This is a genomic window from Methanospirillum hungatei JF-1, from assembly GCF_000013445.1.
Taxonomy (GTDB): Archaea; Halobacteriota; Methanomicrobia; order Methanomicrobiales; family Methanospirillaceae; genus Methanospirillum; species Methanospirillum hungatei.
Genome location: NC_007796.1, coordinates 1,866,053 through 1,882,243, shown reverse-complemented (window position 1 = coordinate 1,882,243; position 16,191 = coordinate 1,866,053). Strand labels below are relative to the sequence as shown.

General features: G+C 47.5%; 13 protein-coding genes and 1 pseudogene. 11 read left to right on the top strand and 3 right to left on the bottom strand.

Features of this window, described 5'->3' with window-relative positions:
- Positions 1 to 194 precede the first annotated feature (194 nt).
- The 3 genes from MHUN_RS08665 to MHUN_RS19510 are packed head-to-tail and all read left to right on the top strand — an operon-like array spanning position 195 to position 3,564.
- Positions 195 to 1,169, top strand: a complete 975-nt coding sequence (locus MHUN_RS08665) for a hypothetical protein (protein WP_011448655.1) — start codon at positions 195 to 197, stop codon at positions 1,167 to 1,169.
- A complete protein-coding gene (locus MHUN_RS08660) occupies positions 1,166 to 3,250 on the top strand; it encodes a hypothetical protein (RefSeq protein WP_011448654.1) in 2,085 nt (694 codons plus the stop codon). The genes MHUN_RS08665 and MHUN_RS08660 overlap by 4 nt, the downstream gene beginning before the upstream one ends.
- On the top strand, positions 3,247 to 3,564 hold the full coding sequence (locus MHUN_RS19510; protein ID WP_239441511.1) for a DUF6009 family protein: 318 nt from the start codon (positions 3,247 to 3,249) through the stop codon (positions 3,562 to 3,564). The genes MHUN_RS08660 and MHUN_RS19510 overlap by 4 nt, the downstream gene beginning before the upstream one ends.
- A gap of 155 nt (positions 3,565 to 3,719) precedes the next feature.
- Here MHUN_RS19510 and MHUN_RS20020 read toward each other — a convergent pair.
- Both MHUN_RS20020 and MHUN_RS17535 read right to left on the bottom strand, forming a co-directional pair.
- Positions 3,720 to 4,049, bottom strand: a pseudogene (locus MHUN_RS20020) (HEPN domain-containing protein); the annotation flags it as partial.
- 17 nt (positions 4,050 to 4,066) lie between these two features.
- Positions 4,067 to 4,657, bottom strand: coding sequence for a TetR/AcrR family transcriptional regulator (locus MHUN_RS17535; RefSeq protein ID WP_011448652.1), 591 nt, complete (start codon positions 4,655 to 4,657; stop codon positions 4,067 to 4,069).
- Between the two features lie 93 nt (positions 4,658 to 4,750).
- On the opposite strand from MHUN_RS17535, the gene MHUN_RS08645 reads away from it, so the two are divergent.
- From MHUN_RS08645 to MHUN_RS08635, 3 genes are read left to right on the top strand one after another with little or no spacing between them, the layout of a single operon-like run.
- Positions 4,751 to 6,037, top strand: coding sequence for a COG1361 S-layer family protein (locus MHUN_RS08645; RefSeq protein WP_048067399.1), 1,287 nt, complete (start codon positions 4,751 to 4,753; stop codon positions 6,035 to 6,037).
- Positions 6,034 to 7,233, top strand: coding sequence for an ABC transporter permease (locus tag MHUN_RS08640; protein ID WP_011448650.1), 1,200 nt, complete (start codon positions 6,034 to 6,036; stop codon positions 7,231 to 7,233). Before MHUN_RS08645 ends, MHUN_RS08640 begins: the two co-directional genes overlap by 4 nt.
- Complete coding sequence (locus MHUN_RS08635; protein WP_011448649.1) at positions 7,230 to 7,916, top strand: ABC transporter ATP-binding protein; 687 nt, start codon at positions 7,230 to 7,232, stop codon at positions 7,914 to 7,916. Before MHUN_RS08640 ends, MHUN_RS08635 begins: the two co-directional genes overlap by 4 nt.
- Before the next feature lie 64 nt (positions 7,917 to 7,980).
- On the opposite strand, the gene MHUN_RS08630 is transcribed toward MHUN_RS08635, so the two are convergent.
- On the bottom strand, positions 7,981 to 8,820 hold the full coding sequence (locus tag MHUN_RS08630; RefSeq protein WP_239441510.1) for a phosphate ABC transporter substrate-binding protein: 840 nt from the start codon (positions 8,818 to 8,820) through the stop codon (positions 7,981 to 7,983).
- Between the two features lie 160 nt (positions 8,821 to 8,980).
- Between MHUN_RS08630 and MHUN_RS08625 the strand changes: the two genes are divergently transcribed.
- The 5 genes from MHUN_RS08625 to MHUN_RS17525 all read left to right on the top strand — a co-directional run bounded on the left by MHUN_RS08625 (position 8,981) and on the right by MHUN_RS17525 (position 16,185).
- Positions 8,981 to 9,877 (top strand): HAMP domain-containing protein, encoded by an 897-nt coding sequence (locus MHUN_RS08625; RefSeq protein ID WP_052288860.1) that lies wholly within the window; start codon positions 8,981 to 8,983, stop codon positions 9,875 to 9,877.
- Positions 9,878 to 9,897: 20 nt separating this feature from the next.
- Positions 9,898 to 10,128 carry a hypothetical protein gene (locus tag MHUN_RS08620; protein WP_011448646.1) on the top strand — a complete coding sequence of 77 codons (231 nt, stop codon included), beginning with the start codon at positions 9,898 to 9,900 and terminating at the stop codon, positions 10,126 to 10,128.
- Between the two features lie 5 nt (positions 10,129 to 10,133).
- Complete coding sequence (locus tag MHUN_RS17530; RefSeq protein WP_011448645.1) at positions 10,134 to 11,786, top strand: ATP-binding response regulator; 1,653 nt, start codon at positions 10,134 to 10,136, stop codon at positions 11,784 to 11,786.
- Positions 11,776 to 14,181 carry a methyl-accepting chemotaxis protein gene (locus MHUN_RS08610; protein WP_011448644.1) on the top strand — a complete coding sequence of 802 codons (2,406 nt, stop codon included), beginning with the start codon at positions 11,776 to 11,778 and terminating at the stop codon, positions 14,179 to 14,181. The genes MHUN_RS17530 and MHUN_RS08610 overlap by 11 nt, the downstream gene beginning before the upstream one ends.
- Positions 14,182 to 14,370: 189 nt before the next feature.
- A complete protein-coding gene (locus MHUN_RS17525; protein ID WP_158498197.1) occupies positions 14,371 to 16,185 on the top strand; it encodes a sensor histidine kinase in 1,815 nt (604 codons plus the stop codon).
- The last annotated feature ends 6 nt before the right edge of the window (positions 16,186 to 16,191 follow it).

Sequence of the window (16,191 nt, the reverse complement as noted above, 5' to 3'; positions counted from 1 at the left end):
GCACGGATAACGAGAGTAGAGAGAAATGAGCACACATGTGTTCTTTTCCACGATCGCCGTTATGGGAAAACGCTAATATCGACAGGATTGAGAAAAAATGGAAGATCCCAGTATTAATCAAAAACGATCTGATGAACTATCTTTGAACTGGATTCATGACATCCTTGATGCTGTGGGGTCCAGAGGGGGACTCAATGAGTAAAACAACAACCTCTGTACCCCATGGCTCTGGTATACCCAGGCAGATGCAGCGTGAAGACCTGCTCTATGTCATGGTTCCGGCCGGGGAGAAGGGCCCGACGTACAAGGGCTGGAACCTGGTATCACAGGGGAGGCGGTCTGATGATCCCATTCTGGCCGTACATCTGCAACATGGTGGGAATTATGGGTATTATCCTGCTCCCGGTTCAGATATCCTCTCTCTTGACGTGGATGATAGAGGGACATTTCATGCAGCAGGCGGGAAGGATCTGGTCAGGGAGACATTCCGGTATTCAGCATGGCCTGACTGGCATAAATACCGGGCCATCGTCTCCTGTCCGGATATTCCTGCTCACTTCCGGGGGCACAAACTCTCGATCCGTAACGTTCTGGACCATACCATCGTTGAACTCTTCTTCCCGGCTGGAATGGAGAAAACCGGTGGTCAGTGTATCGGACCTGGCTCTCTGCATCCGAATGGGAACCGGTATGAAATATATGATCCTGATGCGTCCATAATGACCGTCAGATGGTCTGAAATTGAGAATATCGCCAGAATCATAAGCCCGGCTCTCGCTGATTCGATCCCTGAACCGGAATCTCATGCCCCTGTACAAAGCAGAGGAAAGACAATTACCGAGCGGTATGGTCTCTCTGTCATGGACAACCTCCCACGGGATGCCAGGATAGCGGGAAGCGAGATCCGGGGAGTGCATCCGGTTCATGGGAGCACGTCACCAGGAGGAAATGTGGCGATGAACCCTTACAAAGGCGTTGTCTACTGTTTCCGGTGTGCTGCCGGGTATGATGCAGCCGGTTGGGATGCCATATGCCGGGGAATTATGTCCTGTGGCGGGACATATGATTCGGATGTGATGAGACGGCATCTGGAGGTGCTGGATCGGGAAAAGCCTGAAGTCAGGTTTTTAGAACGGATTGCCTGGAAGAGATCACGGAGGAGATCATGACCGAAGTAATGACAATTCATTCCCCCTTCACTGATACGATGAGAAGAGCTTTAGGTATGGCAGGAGACCGCTCCTATTCAAAGGTAAAAGAATCCGGTGCATACCTTTTCACCATGGATCCTCCTGAAGAAGGAGATATGAGACAGGAGTTCTGGGATATTGCTGTCTATCTGCTCTCCAACCGAAAACCCTCCGATGCAGTTATTAAAACCCTGCAGAACCGGAATAAGAAGCTGAAAGAGTATCAACGACTGGATTATGGGGCTCTTTCGGAGATCAAGGATCTGGCATATTCCTATATCAAAACCGTGAAATTGTTTGATACCCCGGAAGAAGAGGAGGTAATCAGGCATATTCCCTTTTTTGAGAAAGACGGGGTCCTCTACCTTACCTGTATCAGTCCGGATGTCCGGTATTCATATGCTCACCTGCAGGATGGCACCGTGGTATTTTCAAGCGAAGAGACCGATCCGTCCGGGATAGTCACGATGCCTCCGGAGCTCCCCGTTCATCAGGATCGGGGTACGACCAGTTATATTGTCGGAATTCCACGGACTGATCTTTTGGAAAAGGCAGAACTTTTGACACCCGGTGCATTATATGCCCGAATCAGGGATCATTTGTTCAGATACCTGGATGCTGACGAGCATGATTATGAGTTATTTGTCTACTATATCCTGTACTCCTGGTATTACTCAAAATGCAGCACCACGCCCTATCTCCGGTTCCTTGGTGATACCGGGAAAGGAAAGAGCCGGTTTTTAAAAGTTATCTCTGATCTTTGTTTCTATCCAATCCGGGCATCAGGGGCGTCTTCAATCTCCGGCATCATGCGATTTAAAGAGAAATGGATGGGAACACTTCTGATTGATGAATCAGATCTGAAAGGTGATCAGTCATCTCCCCTTATCAAGTACCTGAATCTCGGATTTGAAAAGGATAATTTCTTCATCCTGACCGATAAAAACGACGTTTCGAGGGTTCATCTCTTTGATCCGTTTGGTCCCAAACTCATCGCCATGAGACAGCCGTTCCAGGATACCGCAACCGAGGGGCGGTGTCTTTCCTTCTCTCCGGATGAGACCACACGGGATGATATTCCTCCTGAACTTCCATCCACGTATGCAGAGGAGGTAGCGGTAATAAGGGCTCTTATTGCCAGGTTTACTCTTGAGCACTGGCCCCGTGTTTCAGAAGAATGCATGCTCTCCTGTATAGGAAACGGAATAGAAGGACGACTCAAGCAGATGGCACGACCTCTCTCCATTATTCTGACTCTCTTTCCTGACGGGCAGGAGCGGTTTTTACGGTACCTCAAAAGCCGGCAGGAGGAGATCAAGCGGACACGGGCTGAATCGTATGAAGGTATTATGTTCAATTATGTTCTTTCCCTGGCATTGGGCGATGAAATCCTGATCAGCGATCCAGAATTTGGTAAATATTACTATGAAGGACGAATTCAGGCGGTTACCTCCAAAATGATTACCGAAGGTCTGAAGTGCAGTTCAAAAAGTGTCTCCCGGGCTCTTGGAGGCATCGGTATGGTGAGCAGACAGAAGCGGGTTCAGACTGCACATGGGATAAAAAATATCCGGGCTCTGGAGATTCCAACCAGAAGGAAATGGCTGGAGATTATGCAACGGTATTATTATGATGAGTCTGGTGGAGAGATCCCCGATTGTCCGGAATGCCTGAGAGGCCCTGAATATCAGGTTCTCCAAACTGAAATGGCTGGTATTGAATCGTTTAATAAACCGAATGGTGGCGATGCACAAAGATTCTCTCAGCCTGGAGATGGTCTGGTGCAGCCTGCCCACGAAGACACATCGCGAGCCCTGTCAGAGTTTACCATCTTCCAGGAATTTGCTGTATATCATGGTATGAGTCCTGACCTTCCGGTCCATGCATATGTTCCTATTCCGGATGAGGACCGAACAGAATTATACTGCAGGTGCAAGGGATGCACCGCTTCAACCCGGTCATCAGCGATGTTTTGGATCCCGGATCGGCCGTATAACCAGGTCTGTCAGAAACACCTGGATGAAATGAAATATCTGTATGAAAAGGAGAATCCACTATGATTACCTGGCTTGATAATCCACTGAATTATTCGTATCTTCGAAAAACACTCTACATCAGTCTTTCTTCCCGGTTTCCGGTGAAAACGATGGGAAAGAAATTTCAACAGTTTGGGAAACTTATCGGGCATGAGCTGGTGGAGCGGAGGGATTCCAACACGAAAGGGGTGTATGTATACCACCATCAGTTTTACTGGCTGAAGGAACATGATAGGGATCTCGCTCCGGACGGGGTGTACAAGGGACCCTGGGGGTTTGGCGGTCGGATGCCGACTGAAGCAGTGAATCCTGTCCGGCTTGTGGAGAGTAATCCGTAAGGTGGGGAAGGGGAGGGGATAGGGGAGGTAAAAGTGTATTGTTGATACCCACCCCTATTTTTTTCTGGGATCATGAACTTATTGTTAAACTTATCTTTGTCGTAAAACCAGAATTTCGCATACCTGAATGAATTTTTTTTACTCTCTTCGATAACATCTAGTGATATTTCCTCTGTGATTTGTTCTCCGGTACTATAATCTGCTGATTCTCTTAAGGATTCGGTATAGGCCAGAGTATGCCAGATCTGATGATCCACAAGACCATTGTTCACATAATGGTCACTGATTTGAGTAATGAGTCCTTTGTGGGTTTTTGTAATAATCCCTTTTGAAGAGAGCAGAGCTTTGGCTGCATAATACAAGGCATAATAACTCCGGGAGATCGCATCTTCATAATTTGTCTCATCAGCGAGTAAGAGGAGATTATATGGGATATCCTCACCGGGAGTGAGTGTTCGAAGGATAAGATCGGCCTGGTCGGTCATGTTCTCTTCGTAGGGGTTTAGACTCGGTAAGTTCTGCTAATTTGAAACGGGGCTGATATTACTGTTTCCCATACTCGTGCTGCTTTCTCCGGATCAAGACCGAGTCTTTGCCTTATCTGCAGACCAATAAACAGGGCAAGCATAGCATTTGCCATAATTTCCGGGTCAATTTCCACTGGCCGGTCAGGAAACCGCATCGAAAGGTACATAGCGATCTGATGTATCATCTCGTCATGAAGCAGGGCAATCTCTGAAATTAACCGGTGTTTTTTTGGGAGTCCTGCCATGACCTCAAAGATCATCGCAAACTGGTTCCTATACTGGTTATTGGCCTCTGCAAAAAAATCTCCAAGGGACTGGATCTCACCTGACTGTATGGACTCTTGTGCCATAGAACTGACATCGGCGATGATGGATTTGATGATCTCAAGAAAGAGGGCTTCTTTATTTTCATAATAGAGGTAGAGGGTGGGTCTGGAGATTCCTGCTTCCTTCGCAATATCATCCATCCGCACATGCTGGTACCCTTTTTCAAAAACTATCCGGGTGGCAACCTCCAGTATTCGTTTCTTTGCTTCTTTTTTATATTCCGGGACTACCCGAGGCATAGGAGAATGTTGGTTGTGAGATAATATAATGACACGTTCGTCAGTAACATTTATGTCAGTATAATGACATCTATGTTATTATAAATGACGCAAATGTCAGCATGTCCGGTATCTCTCCTTTCATACCGGCTAAAAACAGAAACTGTTCATTACCGAAAGGTCTGCATCCTCATATCTTTCCTTATCATTCTGGCGGGGATCGGACTTACGGGAATTGTGACCGCAAGTGAACCGACCATTGTAATCTCCTCGTATGAGGTCAGACCTGACGTGATCATGCCCGGAGGCTCTGCTCTCATTACCGTCCAGGTATCAAACACCGCAAAAGGTGCATCGGTAACGAAAACCGGTGGAGATCAGACAACCGGGCAGTCGGTAACCGAGACGAGGGATATCAATGTCTACCTATCAGATGTCTCCCTCTTTGGAAACGGGCTTCGGGTGGAGTCCGGAGATTACCGCCGGGTCGGAGAGGTTGGTCCTGGGCAGTCAGTACCCCTGACATTCCTGGTGCAGGCTCCGCATCAATCAGGAATCTACTTTCCAGAGCTGCATATCGCAACCGAAGGAGGAAGGAGCCTGAAATACCCGATACCGGTGAATGTCAATGATGACAGCCTGGTACAGAAGAATCCTGCCCTCCAGATAACAAAAGAGATTCCTGACTCGGTAATACCTGGTGAAAATGCAGAAGGGACTCTTATTCTCCAAAATGACGGTGATACGGCTGCATCAGAAATTATGGTGAATATCAGCCCGGCAAGCCCTGAAATCTCTGTAGCCAGCAAGGTTATAACCCATATATCCCGCCTTGGACCAGGTGAGGATGTGAGCATCCCTCTTACGATCTCAACGAGCCGGAAGACACCAGAGGGAATATCGCTCCTTGTCTGCACCCTCAGGTATAGTACCGCAGGAGGGACGATCCTGACACAGACCGAACAGGTGCCGGTTAAAATTTCCGGGAAACCGGATCTTGCCATTGCAGCAGTAACTTCAGATCCGGTCCGGATATCGGAAGGAATGCCCTTCTCGCTCATCGTCCGGATTGAGAACACGGGGACCGGGGATGCAAATGGAGTCAGGGCAGTAATCGATGCCCCGGTAAAAGGGACAAAAGAGGCCTTTGTCGGGAAGATTGAACCGGATAATGACGGCCCTGCGGTATTCTATCTTCAGGAAGCTCCCGCCGGGGATTATCAGATCCCGATAATGATCAGGATGGAACATGAAGGGACGGAATATGTCATGGATGATACTCTTTCGCTGACTATTGCGCCCAGGGGAAATCCACTGCTCATTCCGGCCGTTATTATCCTGTGTCTCATCGGTGGTGGTATCGTGGAATATCGTCGCCGGCAGTCGGAGCCTACGGTATGAAGACGGTTAATATTCCGGTTTATCTGGCTGTTCGTGCAATACAAAGGGGGAATAAGGGGACATTTCTCCTTACTATCATGATCGTGGCATTATCCTTTGTTTTAATGGTCTTTATGCCATCCCTTACCGCAGGACTTACCGGGGCATATAATCAGCAGGTCAGTGATTACCAGTATGCTGACCTGATTATCGAACCGGATGATGATAATCAGGTTCTATCAGATACTCATATGCTGGTCAGAACCATCGAGCGGACTCCCGGTATCGCTGCAACCTCGTCACATATGATCGTCAGTACTTCGTTGGAATCGGATAAAAAGATTCTATCACGGGGGGTTGTCGCAATTATCCCGTCTGATGAAGAACGTGTCACAAAGACCTTTGGGAAGATAACTGAAGGTCGGTATCTCTCTGATGGAGACACTGATGTGATTCTGCTCGGTTCAGTGCTTGCCGGTCATGATGATGAAAAAAAGGATAAAATGGAATCGCTGGGCGGGGTTCATGCCGGTGATTCACTAAAAGTTACATTTCAGAACGGCATTGTCAGGAAAATGACCGTGGCAGGGATATTTGAGACAGGCTCCATCTCTGCTGATAATGAAGCATTCATCACACAAAAAGAGATGGAATCAGTACTTGGACCGACTGACAAATCGTCTCTCATTCTCATCCGCTCATCTGGTGCAGAGACCCTTGCTCAGACCAAGATACGGCTTATGGAGTTTGGAATTCGTGATGACATCAAGACGGTAACCGAAAAAGGAGAAGGGATAATTGGTGACGCATTGAAGAGTTTCTCCCTCCTGAATTCAATCATGCTGGTCTTTTCCCTCGTTATTGCAAGCATTGTCATATTTATTGTAGTATACATCAACACAACCCATCAAAGAAGACAGATAGGCATTCTCAAGGCCATTGGTATTCCTGAACGGGATATAATCAGGGACTACCTGGTTCAGGTGGCCGTCATCTATGGATGTGGTGCTCTCTGCGGGGTGGCACTCTTTACGTGTCTGAGTGAATATTTCAGGGCTTTTCCTCTTCAGTTTCCGGCCGGTGCAGTGTATCCGGTGTTTGATCTGACTGTCCTTCTTCCTTCTCTTATGGTTCTTGGGTTCGTTTCCCTGATAGCCGGTTTTATTCCTGCTAAGCAGGCAACATCTGAAGATATTCTGGATCTGGTGAACCGATGATTGAGACCTGCGACCTTCGAAAAACCTATGCGATGGGTGATGTCAGCGTTCATGCATTACGGGGGATTTCGGTTAGGATAGAGAAAGGAGAGTTTGTGGGAGTTATGGGGCCATCCGGAAGTGGAAAGTCCACATTTCTCCATCTCATCGGATTGCTTGACTCCCAGAGCTCAGGAAAGGTTCTGATTTCCGGAACAGACGTCTCTTTGCTTTCCAATGAAAAACGATCCCGGTTTCGACTCGAAACCATGGGGTATGTCTTTCAGGACTATGCTCTCATAGAGGATCTGACGGTTGTAGAAAATATCGCTGTGCCGGGTTTTGGTCTGGGAATGGATTATTATCAGGTGATGGATCGGGCTATGAGACTTACTGAAGAGGTTGGTCTTTCAGGCCGGGCTCATCACCTGAAGCGTGAGCTCTCCGGCGGTCAGCAGCAACGGGTAGCGATTGCACGAGCCCTGATGAATGAACCTGCAATCGTATTTGCCGATGAGCCGTGTGCCAATCTTGATACTGCTTCTTCACGAATGGTTCTTGACCTGTTTCAACGTCTGAACCGGGAGCATGGACAAACTATCGTGATGGTTTCCCATGAGCCCTGGCATGAGGAGTACTTTGACCGGGTCATCAGGTTTGTTGATGGAAGAATTGATACCGATGTAACGCCGGATGTAGAATAGAAGAACTGAAGAACAGGAACGGAGAGAATTATCTCTCCTCGGATTGTAATCCTTTATGATTCTTTTAGATGCTTACAAAGCCCTGTTCTTCGACAATCTTCTGTCCTTCAGCGCTCAGGACAAAGTCAAGGAACTCTTTTGCAAGGCCTTCCGGCTCACCGGCGGTAACGAAGTATAATTCACGGGAGAGTGGGTATGCACCGGACTTTACGGTCTCGACTGATGGTTTTGAATTCTTTCCATCGTCGCCCGTGATCTCAATGACCTTTACGCCATCTTCAAAGCCCATACCGACGTATCCGATTGCGGTCGGGGTCTGGGATACGTACTGCTGGACCGCACCATTGGAGTTCTTTTCAAGCATGAACTTGGTGAAGTCTTCCTTGTTGAGGACTCTCTCAAGGAAGAACTCTCTGGTTCCTGATGCACTGTCACGTCCGACGATCTCAATCTTTGCGGTCTCTCCGCCAACATCCTGCCATCCGGTGATGGTCCCGGTGTAGATGTCCTTGATCTGTTTCAGAGTAAGTGCTTCTACGGCGTTTTCAGGGTTTACAATGACTGCAATACCATCCTTTGCGACTGCAACGGTCTGAAGATTGGGGTATTTGGTCTTCTCTTCGTCTTTCAGTTCACGGGATGCCATTGCAAGGCTGACAACACCTTCGCCTATTGCCTTGATACCAGCACCAGATCCCCCGCCACTAACCTGAACATCAACATCAGGGTGGGCATCCATGAATGCTTCTGCACATGCAGAGGCGATCGGAAGAACGGTTGTTGAGCCTGAGATACTTAACGTCGTCTCTTCAGCCATAACGGGGGCAGTGGCACAGAAGACAGCACAGAGCAGGAATATGATTCCTGCCATCCGGAGAACCGGAGTTTTCATTGTATGAGACATGATAAATCCCGTCATCCATTGTCATCCCTGTATTATCCCCGTTTCCGATAGAGAATATAGAGAGATATGGGTACTCATGAGGAATATGATGTCTTTATAGTTCTCTATTCTCACTATATCGACCAATAGACTCTATGCCGAATCATTATCGAACCGGCACATGATCTTATATGCATACATTCCGATCCTGACCGGATGTTTTCCGGCCTGTGATTCGGAAATTTTTGGAGAGAATAATTCTATGGCAGATATGCTGCACTCAATTATGACAAAACTCACCGCCGGTTTTGTTATTCTGGTAATTCTTATTACCGGACTTACATTTTTGTTTACCGTCGGTGCATCGACTGATAAAATTCAGGAATCAACTCAGCAGGAGCTGGTGGCTCTTGCCTCTCTCACTGCAGCAGACCTGAACGGAGATGAGATCGCCAAATTAAAACCTGGAATGGAGGCTGAAATCCTCTATCTGATGAATGCTGAACAACTGGCCCATATGTCCCAGGCTGATCATGAGATCGTGAAGATTTTCACCGCCAGAAAACAGGGTGACGGGATGGAATATGTCATAGACAGCGGGTATAATATCGGGAAAAGGGATGTAAAAATTGGCAATCCCGTCTCAAATCCGACACCTGCCATGATATCAGCATTTACTGGTCCCTCTGTTGAAAAAGACTTTGTTGAGAGGCCCTGGGGGACTGTACTTGCCGGGTATGCACCGATTAAGAATGCCAGGGGGGAGGTTATTGGTATTGTTGGTGTGGATATGGATGCAGCGGTTGTACAGAACCGGATGGACTTTGTTGGTCAGACCATTTATCTGATTCTGTTCCTTGGCATTCTCTGTGCTGGACTTATTATTGCCATATTCTCCCGGACCATGATCCGTGACATTCACATGCTGATAGAATCGGCAAATAAGATCAGCAGAGGGGATACGAATGTGTCTATCTCAATTAATCGGAACGATGAGATTGGAGAACTTGCTTCATCATTCAAACGGATGATTACCAGTCTGAAGATCCTGATGCACCAGGACTACCAGCATGAGTAACTGGTAGACGGGGGATTTTTATGAGCAAAACCTCTGATGCAGTGCTTGAGATTGCGGTTGAATATCTCGGTCCTGCAGCAATCACCCTCCTGGAACGACAGACAAAGTTTCATCTTCAGGGTCTGAATTTTCCCGATATCGGCCCTGAACACTGTAAGGAACTGGCGAAATGGGTTGGTCTTGCTTCAGCCATGTTCATAGAGCAGGATCTGGCCCAGGAACTTGCAGACAAGATCGGGAAACTGGGGTGATCCCAATGTACCACTCATTACCTCACCTGTTTCCAGTCCACGTCCTCCATGTCGATGATGATGTCCATATTCTGGAGGTCACCAAGGCGTTTCTTGAACGCTCCGGTCATATCCGGGTCTATTCATGTTCATCGGTACAGGAGGCATTTGAACATCTGACTGTGTATTCGGTTGATGTCTTCATCTCCGACTATGAAATGCCGGACATGAGTGGAATTGAGCTTTTGCAAACAATCAGAGGTCATGGATGTGATATTCCTTTTATTCTTTTTACCGGCCGGGGAAGAGAAAGTGTTGCGGTATCAGCAATCAATTCAGGAGCCACCTTTTACGTACAAAAGGGAGGAGAGCCTCGTTCACAGTATGCAGAACTATCTGATAAGGTCATGAAGGCATACCGGCAGTACCGGGATCAGCAAAAACTCAGGCATCTCTCCCGGATATTTCAGGTTCTTCGGGAGGTATCTGACACCATTCATGGGAATGAAAGGAGAGAAGAGGTTTTTGCCCGTCTCTGCAGCAGGATTACCTCTGAACCCGGATATCAGAACATGCGTATCGTCCTGTTTGATGCAAATGGGAATGTGACCGGGGTGTATCATGCCGGTCTTGAAGAGCAGATGGGCCGGTTCCTCTCGTATCTTCAGGCAGGGAACCGGACATCCTGTTACAAGAAGGCACTGCAAAGCAGGAGTGGCCCGGTTATTTGTGCTCCTGATGAGACCTGCGTATTATGCCCGCTCTACTCAGGTCATCATGATGCCCATACCCTGACGGTCAGACTGGAACATGCAGGAACGGTCTTTGGCATTGTATCTGTGACTCTCGAGCCTGAATATGCCCGGGATCCTGACGAACAGGCGATGGTGCAGGATGTTGCACGGGAGATATCATACGCTCTTCATCACTTTCTCCTCCAGGAAGAGCATAACGAGATGGAAAATCTGATTGGGACGAATAAAAAACTCGATATCCTCAATACGATAACCCGGCACGATATCAGGAATGAACTGACCGCCCAGCTCTTTCATTATGATAATCTGCTTGAACTTTCGCACAAGTATCCGGAGATTGCGCCTGATGTAAAAGAATTGGGGATTTCTCTTAATAATATCCAGGAACATCTGATGTTCTCCGATGTATACCAGAAGATTGGTATTCAAAAACCCCAGTGGCTTTCTATCTCCCGTATCATCGAGAATATTACCCAGTCTCATGGATTTGGCAATGTCTCCATCCTCCATTCCACCGGGACGCTTGAGGTGTATACCGACCCGATGTTTGGAAAGATAGTCATCAATCTTGTTGAAAATGCCCTGATGCACGGGAGCCGGGTTTCTGCAATACAAATTCGGTTTGTTGAGAGGATTGATAATGGCCTTCTCATCATTGAGGATGACGGGATGGGTATTCCGGATAATAAAAAGAAGGTCATCTTTGAACGGGGAGTGGGCCGGAATTCAGGTCTTGGTCTTTTTTACACCCGGGAAATTCTGGGGATGACCGGGATGAGCATTACTGAGAATGGAACCTATGGAAAAGGTGCCAGGTTTGAGATATGTATTCCGAAGAGTTGTTACCGGTTTTACAAAGGGGAGGAACTGATGAACGCTTTACACACTTCTTTTGCAGGGCAGGTGCATGCCGATGATTCATAATTCTGTTGTTTCAAGACAAGGTGCTGCGGCGGATTCGTTTATTCAGCATATATCACAGGGGTCGTATGCATTTTCATGCTGGGATGATTCCATTGATGCATTCCCGGTTCCGGTTCTCCTCTGTGATCACACTCTGACGATTTCACATGCAAACGAAGCCTTCCTCAGTATCTCCGGGTTTCAGAATGAGACAATGAAAGGGATGCATTTTAAAAACCTCCCGGTGTCTCTTCTCTCCGGCGAGTCGGTCTGGGATGCTGCTCTCTCCGGACGGATAACATCAGGGATAGCGGAGGTCGTCTTTCCGACAGGGGCAGGGTTTTATGAGGTTCGTGCCCTTCCTACGGTGCCTGAAGGCCAGTCTGTTCCGGTCATGCTGGTGTTCTTTATCAAGCCGGACAATCCGCCGGACTTTCCCTCATATGATACGATCAGGAGGTCTCTTTCTGAATCCTGTGAGATCCTCGCCGAGATGGATGGGACTATCCTCTCCATATCTTCCGGGTCCTCAATTCCCATCCCGGCTGATGTTCTTCTGAATAATAACATCCTGAAGTGGGACGCTCTCTCAGAGCATCCTGCAATACTGGGCATTCACAATCATCCCGGGACAGAGATTCGGTTTATTCACGAAAATACCGTATTAGAGGTCGCATACCTGATTACGGTCCGGGTCTGTGAAGTGGTTCTCCTCAAGCGTTCGGTCCTGTTTCTGACCATAACTGAACTAATATCCCCGGTTAATGATAAGGCAGATACTCCTGACAATTCTGCTCTTTCTTCTGCACTGGAACAGCTGGCATCAGCGATATCTGCAGGGAATTTCTCATACCGGATGGAGATAGAATCCTGTCCGGAGGATCTTAAGCCCGGTATTCAGGCGGTAAATACCATGATGGAGCAGGTACAGCTGCAGTTTCAGGCATTGACTGACGGAATCTCCCAGATGAACTCAGGATGGATTCCGCTCTCCATATCAGCACCAGAGGAAGGTCCGTTTACCGGTATCATTCAGGATCTGAACGGGGCACTGGATAGTCTGCAGCTCATGATTGCAACTGTTGAATCCTTCACGATGTCGGTTATGGAGGGAAATCTTACCGTGAAAGGGGAAACATCAGGTCTTTCCGGTTATTATCAGGCGATGATTGCAGGAATGAATCAGATGCTGGTCAGACTCAATACGCCCCTTCTTGAGATGAAACGGGTTGCGAAGGCCTTTGCAGCCTGTGAATTCTCCTCACGGATGGATGAGAAGATTGCATATCCCGGAGATTTTGCCAGTATGAAAGAGTCCATGGATTCGATCGGGATCTGGTGTTCAGCTGTTGTCGGGGAGATTGACCGGGTAAGCAGCCGGTATGCATCTGGTGACTTTACCGCCCATATGAGTTCAAAACTTGAGGTGACGGGGGATTTCACTACCATCCGAAGTTCGCTTGACAATATCGGGGTTCAGGTATCTGAAAGTATCACGGTGCTCAGAAATGCAGCAGATGTGCTGACTGAAGAGTCTGATGGGATTAAACGGGAGATAGCAGCGGTTTCAGGGCAGGCTGAGACCCTTGCCTGTTACACCAGTGCCGTATCTGAACGGGCAGTCAGTGTCCAGGATGAGGTCAGGCAGATGGTTATGAGTGCAGATACTGCCATGCAGGCGCTTTGCGGGATGAATGAGAAGGTGCAGGAGGTAGCCCAGACATCTGCCAGAACGCATGAGATGTCATCGCAGGGAGTGGTGCTGGCAACACAGAGCCGTGAAGGGATTGACGCCATATCAGATGCAGCCGGGTCGGTGGACAGTGGGATTTCCCGTATCCATGAAGAGCTGATCAGCATTGAGAAGATCATCAAGGTAGTTACGGACATTGCAAACCAGACAAATCTACTTGCCATAAATGCAGCAATTGAAGCGGCTCATGCCGGAAGCTATGGAAGGGGATTCGCGGTTGTTGCAAGTGAGGTAAAGCATCTGGCTGTGCAGTCAAAAGAGTCCACAACCAGTATTTCCCAGACGCTTGCGGCGTTGCATGATGCCTTCCGGGAGGTGCGGGATAAGGTCTCACAGGTTCAGGGAGAGATTGAGTCCAGAAGCCATGCCATATGTGAAATGGTTCATTTATTTGAAAAGATGGCCGGAGAGGTTGAGGTTATCGCTACCATGAGCCGGGAGACCGGGATACTGTCACATGAGCAGGAGAGCAGGATTCGCGATCTGAATGAACGGGCACGGAGAATTGGTGATTTGATGGTGGAGACAGCACGGGATGCCGGGTCATCTGCAGAGGCCTGTGCTTCATCCTGCCGGTCGATTGAACAGATATCCGGTCATATTGAAGCCGTTGCGCGGTACGCCGAAGAGATTCATGGAGGGATAAGCGGGTTTACCGTGTAAATACCTCCCCTTTTCATACATGTCTTTTGGCATGGGGTATGACAATGCAGGATGGGTAGATAATTCACGAAGATGTAAGGCTGAACTATGGATATAAATAATTTCATCTCTTTGATCGGTCTTCTCTTCATCATAGCCTGCGCTTTTTTTGGTATTTTGTTCCTTTATCAATCGTTCCGACCTCGTGAGATGAAAAAAACCATACAGTATTATGCCACCCTCCTTGAATATTCACCTTTTCCTGCTGTAATTTTTCGTGTTTCAGATCTGAAGATTATTGCTTTAAATACCAGGGCTGCTGATCTATTCAGGATTTTAAAAGAGAAAGCAATTTCTAAACCCATTCTGGATTTTTTTGTCTGTCCTGATGATCTTCATGACATTATGTCTTATCTAAATCATCATGAGAAACTGGTGGATTATGAAACCCGACTTCTTGCACGGGGAGGTCGTTTTTTCTGGGCATATCTGTCTGCCAACCCAATCTCCATTCTGGAAGAAAAAGCCGTTATCTGTGGATTTACTGACATTAACCATCAGAAAGAACTGGAGCAGACGCTTCAAAAGAATAAGGAGTTATACCGGTCAATCATCAGAACCTCTCCTGATAATATTACGATGGTGGATATGCTGGGTAAGATTTTCATGGTCTCTCCGGCAGCCGTTCGGATGTTTGGATATAATGACAAGGACCGGTCACCGTATGGGATGCCGATTCTTGATCATATTCACCCTGCTGATAGGGCCAGGTTCAAACATGATGTCAGGCAACTGAAAGCAGGAACGAATACGGGGGTTCATGAGTACCGTGCGGTCCGGAAAGACGGATCTGAATTGTATATTGAAAGTCATTCAGAGATAATTAATGATAATCAGGGCCGGCCTGATAGTATTCTGTATGTTATCCGGGATATAACGCAGCGGAAGGAGACTGAAAAGGCCATTCGTGAGAATGAAGAACGGTTTGTTACCATTTTCCAGGAGGTTCCGGATCCGGTGCTGATATTTCGGCAGGACGGGACTATACTGGATATGAACAGGCAGTGTGAAGAATGGTTTGATGTCGGAAAAATCTGTTCGCTTGGGCATAAGGTTCAAAATTTAGGTTTTTTCTCCACTGATGCCAATAACGAGGATCAGTTTTTAAAAATCCTCTCCCTGCAGCCTGGAGAAAAGTATGAGACCTGTATCAGGCTTGCAGACGGTCAGGAGCGGTATGCTATCCTCTCAACCAGGTACATCACCATCCAGGGAGATATCGCAATTTTACTGCTCATCAATGATATCGACAGCCTTACCCGGGCTTATAAAGCATTGACAAAAGCAAATCATCAGATTGGTCTATTAAACAGCATAACACGACATGATATTCTGAATAAGGTGATGGTCATTACCGGATATAGTGAGATCCTTTTGGAAGAGTATCCTGATGCAGAGTGGAGAACAACGATGCAGACCATCTTCTCATCTGGAAAAGATATCCAGCACCTGATAGATTTTACACGGGAATACCAGGATCTTGGTGTTCATGAGCCTGTCTGGCAGCGAATAGATGAGATATTGCAGAAGGATGTCCTCAAATCGCTTACTGGTGGAGTTTCTCTTACCATCCCGATAGAAAAGGTGGAGATCTATGCTGATCCTCTCTTTGAGAAGGTTCTCTATAATCTTATTGAAAATTCTATCCGGCATGGGGAAGGAGTGACCAGGATTGCCCTGTCATATGAGATATCCGGAGATGTGTGCCGGTTTGTGTATTGTGATGACGGGGTAGGAGTTGCAGAGAGTGAAAAGGGTCTTATATTCCAGAAAGGACATGGGAAAAATACCGGTCTTGGATTATTTTTGATTCGTGAGATACTTTCATTTACCGGGATTTCCATAACCGAAAACGGCGTGCCGGGTCAGGGGGTCAGATTTGAGATGCTGGTCCCGTTCGGATGCTGGAGATATCGGGATTCCTGCTTTATGAGAAGATCAACGCCGCCCGCTCCTGACAGATGACGGCGG

What these genes read in the sequence shown, in the direction of transcription:
- MHUN_RS08630 (WP_239441510.1), bottom strand. Translation starts at nt 8,820, where the DNA reads ATGTCTCATACAATGAAAACTCCGGTTCTCCGGATGGCAGGAATCATA.
- MHUN_RS19510 (WP_239441511.1), top strand. Translation starts at nt 3,247, where the DNA reads ATGATTACCTGGCTTGATAATCCACTGAATTATTCGTATCTTCGAAAA.
- MHUN_RS17535 (WP_011448652.1), bottom strand. Translation starts at nt 4,657, where the DNA reads ATGCCTCGGGTAGTCCCGGAATATAAAAAAGAAGCAAAGAAACGAATA.
- MHUN_RS08640 (WP_011448650.1), top strand. Translation starts at nt 6,034, where the DNA reads ATGAAGACGGTTAATATTCCGGTTTATCTGGCTGTTCGTGCAATACAA.
- MHUN_RS17525 (WP_158498197.1), top strand. Translation starts at nt 14,371, where the DNA reads ATGAAAAAAACCATACAGTATTATGCCACCCTCCTTGAATATTCACCT.
- MHUN_RS08665 (WP_011448655.1), top strand. Translation starts at nt 195, where the DNA reads ATGAGTAAAACAACAACCTCTGTACCCCATGGCTCTGGTATACCCAGG.
- MHUN_RS17530 (WP_011448645.1), top strand. Translation starts at nt 10,134, where the DNA reads ATGTACCACTCATTACCTCACCTGTTTCCAGTCCACGTCCTCCATGTC.
- MHUN_RS08620 (WP_011448646.1), top strand. Translation starts at nt 9,898, where the DNA reads ATGAGCAAAACCTCTGATGCAGTGCTTGAGATTGCGGTTGAATATCTC.
- MHUN_RS08635 (WP_011448649.1), top strand. Translation starts at nt 7,230, where the DNA reads ATGATTGAGACCTGCGACCTTCGAAAAACCTATGCGATGGGTGATGTC.
- MHUN_RS08610 (WP_011448644.1), top strand. Translation starts at nt 11,776, where the DNA reads ATGATTCATAATTCTGTTGTTTCAAGACAAGGTGCTGCGGCGGATTCG.
- MHUN_RS08645 (WP_048067399.1), top strand. Translation starts at nt 4,751, where the DNA reads ATGTCAGCATGTCCGGTATCTCTCCTTTCATACCGGCTAAAAACAGAA.
- MHUN_RS08660 (WP_011448654.1), top strand. Translation starts at nt 1,166, where the DNA reads ATGACCGAAGTAATGACAATTCATTCCCCCTTCACTGATACGATGAGA.
- MHUN_RS08625 (WP_052288860.1), top strand. Translation starts at nt 8,981, where the DNA reads ATGATCTTATATGCATACATTCCGATCCTGACCGGATGTTTTCCGGCC.